At 73.0% G+C, this 8,694-nt stretch carries 11 protein-coding genes; 7 read left to right on the top strand and 4 right to left on the bottom strand.

The annotated features are described in order from the left end of the window. Positions 1 to 185: 185 nt before the first annotated feature. On the top strand, positions 186 to 398 hold the full coding sequence (locus ABZY57_RS30805; protein ID WP_356517515.1) for a hypothetical protein: 213 nt from the start codon (positions 186 to 188) through the stop codon (positions 396 to 398). A 50-nt stretch (positions 399 to 448) separates the two neighbouring features. Here ABZY57_RS30805 and ABZY57_RS30800 read toward each other — a convergent pair whose 3' ends face one another. Next, entirely contained in the window at positions 449 to 712 is a 264-nt protein-coding gene (locus tag ABZY57_RS30800) for a hypothetical protein (RefSeq protein WP_356517513.1), read from the bottom strand. Between the two features lie 106 nt (positions 713 to 818). Between ABZY57_RS30800 and ABZY57_RS30795 the strand changes: the two genes are divergently transcribed. Beyond that, positions 819 to 1,199 (top strand): ArsC/Spx/MgsR family protein, encoded by a 381-nt coding sequence (locus ABZY57_RS30795; RefSeq protein ID WP_356517511.1) that lies wholly within the window; start codon positions 819 to 821, stop codon positions 1,197 to 1,199. Positions 1,200 to 1,235: 36 nt separating this feature from the next. Here the strand turns inward: ABZY57_RS30795 and ABZY57_RS30790 are convergent, their stop codons facing one another. Both ABZY57_RS30790 and ABZY57_RS30785 read right to left on the bottom strand, forming a co-directional pair. Next, positions 1,236 to 2,360, bottom strand: coding sequence for a serine hydrolase domain-containing protein (locus tag ABZY57_RS30790; RefSeq protein ID WP_356517509.1), 1,125 nt, complete (start codon positions 2,358 to 2,360; stop codon positions 1,236 to 1,238). A 236-nt stretch (positions 2,361 to 2,596) separates the two neighbouring features. Next, positions 2,597 to 3,313, bottom strand: a complete 717-nt coding sequence (locus ABZY57_RS30785; protein ID WP_356517507.1) for an NAD(P)-binding domain-containing protein — start codon at positions 3,311 to 3,313, stop codon at positions 2,597 to 2,599. Positions 3,314 to 3,498: 185 nt separating this feature from the next. Here ABZY57_RS30785 and ABZY57_RS30780 point away from each other — a divergent pair, with 185 nt between their 5' ends. Next, positions 3,499 to 4,116 (top strand): hypothetical protein, encoded by a 618-nt coding sequence (locus tag ABZY57_RS30780; RefSeq protein ID WP_356517505.1) that lies wholly within the window; start codon positions 3,499 to 3,501, stop codon positions 4,114 to 4,116. A 63-nt stretch (positions 4,117 to 4,179) separates the two neighbouring features. On the opposite strand, the gene ABZY57_RS30775 is transcribed toward ABZY57_RS30780, so the two are convergent. Further along, entirely contained in the window at positions 4,180 to 5,121 is a 942-nt protein-coding gene (locus ABZY57_RS30775) for a Gfo/Idh/MocA family oxidoreductase (protein WP_356517521.1), read from the bottom strand. A gap of 267 nt (positions 5,122 to 5,388) precedes the next feature. On the opposite strand from ABZY57_RS30775, the gene glnII reads away from it, so the two are divergent. From glnII to ABZY57_RS30755, 4 genes are all read left to right on the top strand, one after another. Beyond that, the gene (glnII, locus tag ABZY57_RS30770) at positions 5,389 to 6,408 is read left to right on the top strand and encodes a glutamine synthetase (RefSeq protein ID WP_327252414.1); all 1,020 of its coding nucleotides are present in this window, start codon (positions 5,389 to 5,391) and stop codon (positions 6,406 to 6,408) included. A gap of 181 nt (positions 6,409 to 6,589) precedes the next feature. Then, complete coding sequence (locus ABZY57_RS30765; RefSeq protein WP_356517519.1) at positions 6,590 to 6,790, top strand: hypothetical protein; 201 nt, start codon at positions 6,590 to 6,592, stop codon at positions 6,788 to 6,790. Between the two features lie 118 nt (positions 6,791 to 6,908). Further along, positions 6,909 to 7,511 (top strand): winged helix-turn-helix domain-containing protein, encoded by a 603-nt coding sequence (locus ABZY57_RS30760; protein ID WP_356517502.1) that lies wholly within the window; start codon positions 6,909 to 6,911, stop codon positions 7,509 to 7,511. A 275-nt stretch (positions 7,512 to 7,786) separates the two neighbouring features. After that, a partial coding sequence (locus ABZY57_RS30755; RefSeq protein ID WP_356517517.1) for a serine/threonine-protein kinase occupies positions 7,787 to 8,694 on the top strand: 908 nt, incomplete at its 3' end.

Raw genomic sequence — 8,694 nt, 5'->3', positions numbered from 1 at the left:
CTCCGCCCCGGCCCCCCCCCCGCGCCGGGGCCCGGGGGGGGGGGGGGCCCAGGGCCGGGGGGCCCGGCGCACGGTGACCACGCCGCACTGATCACATGACCAAACGGTGACAAGTGCCATTAAGGGCCCATTTCTGTGTTTCGCTCGGGTCATCCAGCCCCGAGCACGAAAGACGAGGCCCCTCGATGCGTGCGCCCTACAAACACAACCAGCGGATCACAGCGGTCATCGCGGCGGCCGGAGCCGTCGCCCTGATCACCGGCACGATCGTGTTCGGCCTGGCCGAGCACGAGGCCGTGGCGGAACCGGATTCCGTACAGAACCAGCAGGTCGAGGCCCCCGCCCCGCTCCAGGCGGGCTCGGCCCCGGGACGCGCGGCCGAGCCCGGGGCGGGCTGAGGCGGCCGCCGCCCCCACCCGCCCCCGCCTACACCCCCCGCCCGCTCCGCCTACGCGGCGTCGCGGATGAAGGAACGGACCAGCTTGCAGGTCACGTTCGACGGACGGCGGATACCCGTCCGGACGGCCATCGTGCGGATCTTCCGGTTGGTGGCGCGCTGAGCGTCATAGGTGCCCGAGTCGAGCAGCGATATCGCCAGCCGCATCGCCTTCAGCCGACGGTTGTGGCTCTCGTACCACTCGCGGGGCAGGCCCGCCGGCAGCGGCTTCTTCTTGACGGGCTCGATGGTGCGCAGGGTCATGGCAGTGGCCATCTACAGCCTCCCAAAGGCAAGTTGGCGTCCTGTCCTTCTCCTTGAATTTTACCGGCGACCACTGACAAAGGACCTGGCCAGACAGCACCTGGCTAAGCTTTCGGGCATGGAGATCTGGATCAATCCCGCCTGCTCGAAGTGCCGCAGCGCACTGACCCTGCTGGACGCTGAGGGCGCCGAGTACACCGTCCGCCGCTACCTGGAGGACGTGCCTTCCGAGGCCGAGATCCGCGAGGTTTTGGGCCGGCTGGGCCTGGAGCCCTGGGACATCACCCGTACCTCGGACCCCCTGGCCAAGGAGACCGGCGTACGGGACCTGCCGCGCGAGGAGACCGAAGAGGCCCGCGGGGCCTGGATCAGTCACCTGGCGGCGCACCCGAAGCTGATCCAGCGCCCGATCATCACCGCCGAGGACGGCACGGCGGTGGTGGCCCGCTCGGAGGAGGCCGTCCGCGAGGCCCTCTCCCGCACCTCCGGCCCGGCCTAGGGAGCGGCTCCGGGGCCGGGGTCCGAAGGAGCCGGCCTAGCCGGCGAAGCCCGCGTTCACGAACTCCACGACGCGGCCGATCTGCTGGTCCCGGGACGTGCCGGCCTTCGGGTGGTGCGCGTAGACGAGCCGGCGTCCGGCGTGCTCGGTCGCGAACACTCCGGTCGACCAGCCGGGGCCTGAGCCCGTCTTGCCCCAGACCGTGACGCCGGCCGCCTCGTGGCGCATCAGGCCGCCCGCGCTGAAGCAGGCCCGCGGCGACAGGCAGGTGTTCATCGGGGCGTTGGGCACGTCCGGGACCTCGTACAGGTGCCGCTGCCGGGCGGGCGGAAGCAGCCTGCCACCCACCAGTGCGGTCATGAAGCGGTCCAGGTCGGCCGCGGTGGAGGTCAAGCCTCCCTCCGCCCAGAACCGTGCCATCCGCGGATCCGTCGACATGCGGGTCTGGCGCAGCCCCAGGGGGTGCACGATGCGGCGCCGCAGTTCCTCCGCGTAGGTCCGGCCGGATATCCGCTCCACGAGCAGGCCGGCGACGAAGCTGTTCATCCCGTTGTACTGCTGGGCCGCGCCTGGGGCGGGTACGCGGCCCGGGCGGGCGGCCGCGTCCTTCGCGAACGTCTCGAGCACCACGGTGCGCGGATCGGCGGAATCGCCGGCGACCATCGGCAGGTCGGCGGTGTGGTCCATGAGCTGCCGCACGGTCACTTCGGCGTAGGCGCCGGGTATCAGGTCGGGCAGGTAGCGGCGCACCGGCGCGTCGATCTCGATCCGGTGCTCCGCGACGAGCCGCAGCACCAGGGCGTTCGTGAACAGTTTGGTGACGCTGCCGATCGGGATCTCCGCGTCCGCGGCGACCGGCCCGCCGGTCCCGGTCCACGGTGTGCGCAGCCCCTCGCCGGACAGCCGTACCAGCGCCCCCGTCGAGACCTCGTCGGGCAGGGAGGCCAGCAAGGCCCGCAGCGCGGCGGGGTCATGGGTGCCCGCCCGCCGGGCGTGGACCGCCGTGGCGGCGAATCCCGCGGACCCGCCGGACCCGCCGGGCGCGCCGGGCGCGGCCAGTGCGGCCGGCGCCCCCACACCCACGGCGAGGACCGCCAGGGCGATGCCGGTGACGGCGCCCGTGACGGCGAGCCGGCGGGCGGTGCGGGGGCGTGCGTTCATCGGTGGCTCCTGGAGAAGGCGACTCGGTGGGCTCTGACACCAACACTCCGCCATCCAGCGCACGTTGCCCATCGGTGATCACCCTGGCCCGACCCCGAGGCCACCCCGAGGTGACGGGGAGACGGACCCTGAGGTCCGCCTCCCCACCCCGCCCGCCCGGAGCCCGCTCACCCGCAGGGCCCGGCCGGGCCGGGCGAGGCGCGCCGAATGGCCGCCCCGGGCGCCGGCCCCGACCGTCAGGAGCCTGATCCGGAGGAGCCCGCGGGCCGCACGGCCTTCGCCAGGGCGGCACGGACGGCCGCGGCGCCGGCGACGGCCCCCGGAGCCGCGGAGAAGCCCCCCGGACCGGCCGGGTCCGCGGCGTACGGGAGGCCGTACGCGGGCGTGTCGCGCTGGAAGCGCCAGCTCTCGGCGAGCGTCCCCGCGTCGACCGCGTCGTAGCCGAGCAGGTCGAGGAGGCGGGTGGCGGACGCGCGGGCGGCCGGGTCGTCGCCCGCGATCGGCAGGGCCGAGCGGTCCGGGGAGCCGGCCGGGCGGGCGAGGGACAGCAGGTGACCGAAGTGGATGTTGTTGAACGCCTTGACGACCTGCGCACCGGAGAGGTGTTCCTGGACGAGCTCGCTGGTGGTGGTCCGCTCCGCCTCCAGGGCGGGGAAGACCCCGTCGCGCTGCGGGTAGTAGTTGAGCGTGTCGAGCACGACCTTGCCCGCCAGGACGTCGGCGGGCAGCTCGCGGTAGTTCCTGAGCGGGATGGTGGCCACGACCCAGTCGCCGGCCGCGGCCGCCTCGGCGGGGGTGGCGGCCCGGGCCCGCGGGCCGAGCCCGGCGACCAGGGCTTCCAGTGTCTGCGGCCCCCTGGAATTGCTGAGGACCACGTCCAGCCCCGCGTCCACGGCGAGCCGCGCGAGGGTGCTTCCGATGTTGCCGCTTCCGATGAGTCCAAGAGTTGCCATGCGGGGTTCAAGTCGCCCGCGATCCACGGTATTCCGCCGCTGCGCCACCGGGGGCAAGGCCTCCCCGGCACCGCCGCCGCCCCTCACCGGGCCCGCCTCCGCCCCGGGCCTTCACCTCGGCCCCATCCCGCGCCTCGTAGGGTGGGGTCAGCACAAAGGGTACGTACCGCACCAAAGGATCCATCGTGAGCGAGCAGCAGCACCCGAGGCCCACCACGCCCGGCGCGCCCGGGGTGCCGACCGCACCGCCGGGGACGACCGTGCCGTCGCCGCCTCCGGGCCTCCCGGTGTCTCCGCTGCCCCCGCTGCCGCCGCTCCCCCTCCCCCGGCGCGGCGCCGACTGGATGTTCGGCGGGGTGTACGGGACCGTCCTCGCGTCCGGGCTGCTTGCCGCGCTCGACCAGAAGGGCGGGGAGTACACCCCTTTCTACGACGCCAGCTGGGTGCTCGTCACCGCCGCCACGGCCGGGCTCGCGCACGGGTACTCGCACCACATGAGCACCCACCGGGCCGGCTCCGCCGGGCACCGGTGGCGGATCCTCGGGCGGGCGCTGTGGAACGAGTGGCCCATGATCGCGGCGACCCTGCCCACGGTGCTGCTCCTGCTCGTCGCCGGGCTCGCCGGCTGGGACTCGCACGGGGTCACGGCCGTCGGGCTCGGCGTGAACACCGCGCTGCTGTTCGCCTGGGGGGCCTTCGTGGCCCTACGCGTCGGCTACAAGATCACCTCGGCGCTGCTCATCGGAGTCGCCGACGCCACGATCGGACTGGCCATCATCGTCGCCAACGCGGTGATCAAGTAGCGGCGGCCACCGGCGGCGGGGCACCGCGGTCCGGCCCGAACGGCGGCCGCGGGCCCCGGAAGCTCACTCGGGCAGCTGGCCCTCCGCCTCCGCCAGGATCTCCGTCAGCCGGGCGCCGAACTCCGCCCCCCGTACGTCCGGCACCCCGGTGCGGGCCGAGGCGAGGAGTGCGTCCAGGGCGCAGCCGTAGGCCCCGGGTACGTTGCTCCACTCCGGCAGGCCGAAGACGCCGGCGCTGCCGCGCAGTTCCAGTCCCACCCCGGCGGCCGCGCGCGGGGAGCTGAGGCTGAGCACCGCGGTGCTGGCCGCACCGGAGCTGTGGCGCAGGGCCAGTTGGACCACGTCGGCGGGGCCGCGGGTGGCGCTGACCTCGGTGACGTCGCCGAGGACCGGAATGAGTACGGACAGGGCGTGCGGGCCCACGTCCCACAGCCCGCCCTTGGCCTTGCGCCAGGGCGAGTCCGCGTAGGCGCTGGGCTCGCCGTCGGGCGGGAAGACCGCGCCGAGCCAGTGCGCGGCGGCGGTGAACCAGCCCGTGCGCTCCGCCTGCTCCTCGACCCAGCCGGCGGTCGGCTCGGCGAAGCGCAGGGTGAGGAAGACGACGGAGGCGACCCGGTGCTCGGCCACGGCCGCGGCGACGGCGCGCGCGGCGGCCGGGGTCGTGGCGACCGGTTTGTCGAGCAGGAGGTGGCAGCCGGCGGCGGCCGCGCGGACGGCGAGCGGGGCCTGCACGTCGGGCGGAAGGGCGAAGGCCACGGCGTCACAGTCGGCGAACAGCGCGTCGGGGTCTTCGTACACCTTCACGCCGAACTCGCGCGCGAGTTCGGCCGCGGCTTCGGGGCGCCGGCCCCAGACTCCGGCGAACTCGGAGCCGGGGTGCGCGGCGAGGGCGGGGGCGTGCGTGCGGCGGGCCCAGGGGCCGGTGCCCAGCAGCCCGACCCGGGGGCGGGGCCCGGAAGCGGCCTCTGCGGCGGCATCTCCGGCGGACGTCAAATCGTACGAAATGCTCACGCGCTCAGTCTGCCTCACCCGGACGGGCGTCCGGATGCCGACCCTCTCGACCACGCCCACCTGCGGCGTAAACCTCGGTAACACGGGGTTCACACACGGGCAACGGAAGAGAAATCGCGAGCGGGCACGCTGCGGTCTACACCGCAGAACGAATTCGCAGTACGCGAGCCACAGGGACGTGAACCGCCGTACGCGATCCGCAGGACGCAACGCAGCACCCGCAGAGTCTGCGCCGGAGCGACGCACCGAAGGATGGGGCCCGTGAGCTACAAGGCTGAGTACATCTGGATCGACGGAACCGAGCCGACTGCGAAGCTGCGCTCCAAGACGAAGATCCTTGGTGACGGCGACGCGCTGCCGATCTGGGGCTTCGACGGATCGAGCACCAACCAGGCCGAGGGCCACGCCTCCGACCGCGTGCTGCAGCCGGTGTTCTCGTGCCCGGACCCGATCCGCGGCGGCGACAACGTCCTCGTCCTGTGCGAGGTCCTGAACATCGACATGACCCCGCACGAGTCGAACACCCGCGCGCTGCTGCGTCCGGTCGCCGAGAAGTTCGCCGCTCAGGAGCCGATCTACGGCATCGAGCAGGAGTACACGTTCTTCGACGGCACCCGCCCGCTCGGCTTCCCGGTCAACGGCTTCCCGGCCGCGCAGGGCGGTTACTACTGCGGTGTCGGCTCGGACGAGATCTTCGGCCGCGACATCGTCGAGAAGCACCTGGACCACTGCCTCGCGGCGGGCCTGGCGATCTCCGGCATCAACGCCGAGGTCATGCCCGGCCAGTGGGAGTTCCAGGTCGGCCCGGTCGGCCCCCTGGAGGTCTCCGACCAGCTGTGGATCGCGCGCTGGCTGCTCTACCGCACCGCCGAGGACTTCAACGTCTCCGCGACGCTGAACCCGAAGCCGGTCAAGGGCGACTGGAACGGCGCGGGCGCGCACACCAACTTCTCCACGAAGGCGATGCGCGAGGACTACCGCGCGATCATCTGCGCGGCCGAGTCCCTGGGTGAGGGCAGCAAGCCGCTGGACCACGTCAAGAACTACGGCGCGGGCATCGACGAGCGCCTGACGGGCCTGCACGAGACGGCCCCGTGGAACGAGTACAGCTACGGCGTCTCGGACCGCGGCGCATCCGTCCGCATCCCGTGGCAGGTGGAGAAGGACGGCAAGGGCTACATCGAGGACCGCCGCCCGAACGCGAACGTGGACCCGTACGTGGTGACCCGCCTCATCACGGACACCTGCTGCACGGCCCTGGAGAAGGACGGCCTGGTCTGACCCCGACCGGCTCCCCCGACACGACCACGGTGCCCGCCCTCCCCCTCGGAAGGGTGGGCACCGTGCTGTCGGTGTCGTGGGACGGATCCGCCCACGATGCGATACGGGGCAGCGTGGGCGGAAGGAGGGGAGCGGCTTGACGGGTGACGGTTTGTCGGGATTGCAACGGTCCGTTCATGCCATGATCACGGAATCTGGAATTCCGATCCAGCAGGTGAGACGAGGTCTGCCTCGGCGGGCTCACATCTGGTTGAATGGGGCCATGGCCAGCTACCCGCACACCTCGACCGGTCGCAGCGACCTCGAGCCGTTCTGGCCTTCCCGTCAGGATCACGATTTCGACCGGGTGTGTTGCCGCGCGAAGAACGCGCCGGCCCTCTAAAGCCTCCGGGACCTCCAACCGACCTTCCCCGAGGCCTTCGGTCTGCGCGGTACGACACAAGACGACGCCTTTACGTACGTCTCCTGCCGACCACTCCGCGTGAAAGAGCTGACCACTCATGTCGAACACCCGTTCCTTCGCTTCTGTCACCTCCGCTGCGACCTCTCCCCTGACCTACCCGGCCTTCCCGCCCAGTCCGCGCCACCGCCTGCGGGCCGTGGACCGCGACGAGGTGGGCGCCGTTGCCCGCGTAGCGGACTTCCTGCCGCCCGGCGCCACCTGGCTGCCCGCTCCCCAGCACACGCTGCCCGCCCTGCCCGGCCAGCCTCCGATGGTCGGGTACCTGGTGCTCGTACCGGCCGACCAGCAGCCGCCGATCGCCTTCTCCCCGCAGTCCGTTCCCGCCGCCCCGGCCCCCGGTGCGGCGGCCCTCACCGGCGACGCGCTGGTGCGCATCGACCCCTCGCAGCGCACCGCCGAGGTGGACGGCGAGGTCCTGGACCTGACGTACCTGGAGTTCGAGCTGCTGGCCCACCTGGTCGCGCACCCGCACCGGGTGCACAGCCGCGACCAGTTGGTGACGACCGTCTGGGGCTACGGCCACGTCGGCGACGGCCGCACGGTCGACGTCCACGTCGCGCGGCTGCGCCGCAAGCTGGGCGCCGCCCACCGCGGCGCGATCCAGACCGTCCGCCGGGTGGGGTACAAGTACGCCCCCTGACCTGGACGCGGCCGGCCCTCGGTCCTGCCGGCGGGCCCGTACCCACGCGGTGGAGTACGGGGCCGCCCGCCACGTCCGCCGACCGGGCGCGTTCGGTCAACTCGGTCCGCCACAAAGGGGATTTCCCGCACATCCGTGCTGATCAGGCCCCGATTCCTGCCGTAGGATTTTCCGTCGTGACCATCGGAACCGGCAGCGTACTTGCCCCACTTGAGCCCCAGGACCCCCGCGAGACCGCCGGATACCGGCTGATCGCCCGGATCGGTGAGGGCGGCATGGGCACCGTCTATCTCTCGCACACGCGCGGCGGGCAGCCGGTCGCACTGAAACTGATCCGCCGGGAGTTCGGGCAGGACCCGGACTTCCGCAGCCGGTTCGAGCAGGAGGTGCGGGCCGCGCGCCGGGTGCAGGGCTACCACCTCGTACCGGTCCTCGACCACGACACCACGGGCGCCCTGCCCTGGCTCGCCTCGGAGTTCGTACCGGGACTGTCGCTGCACGACACCCTGAACGCCTACGGTCCGCTCCCGCTGAGCGCCGTCTTCCAGTTGGTCGGCTGCACGGCGCGGGCCCTCGGCTCCATCCATGCCGCGGGGGTCGTGCACCGCGACCTGAAGCCCGCCAACCTGCTGCTCGGCGCGGCCGGGCCGTACGTCATCGACTTCGGGATCGCCCGGGCCGCCGACAGCACGCAGCTCACCCGCACCGGCGGGGTCATCGGCACTCCGCAGTACATGTCCCCCGAACACGCGCTGGGCGCCGAGGTCACCACCGCGAGCGACCTGTTCGCGGTCGGGCTCATCGCCGCGGTCGCGGCCACCGGCCGGCACCCGTACGGGAACGGCGGGGCCACCGCCCTCGGCGTGCGCATCGCCAACACCGACCGGCTGCCTCCGGACCTGAGCGGCTACCCGGCCGAACTGCGGCCGCTGCTGGAGCGCTGCCTGACGGCGGATCCGGCGGCGCGGATCGGCACCGACGAGCTCGCCGCGCTGTGCGAGCGGGCGGCCGGACGACCGCTGAACGACGTCGCGGGCTGGCTTCCGGAGCCGGTCGGGCTGGAGATCGCCCGGCGGGTGAGGGCCGCGGAGAATCCCCCCGTGCCGACGGTGGCGGACACGGATGCGGCAGCGGCCGCGGCCGGGTTCGGCCCGGCCGGTCCGGGAGCGCGGACCGGGGGCTC

Source organism: Streptomyces sp. NPDC006450, assembly GCF_040612195.1.
GTDB lineage: Bacteria > Actinomycetota > Actinomycetes > Streptomycetales > Streptomycetaceae > Streptomyces.
This window is presented reverse-complemented; position numbering and strand designations above follow the sequence as displayed.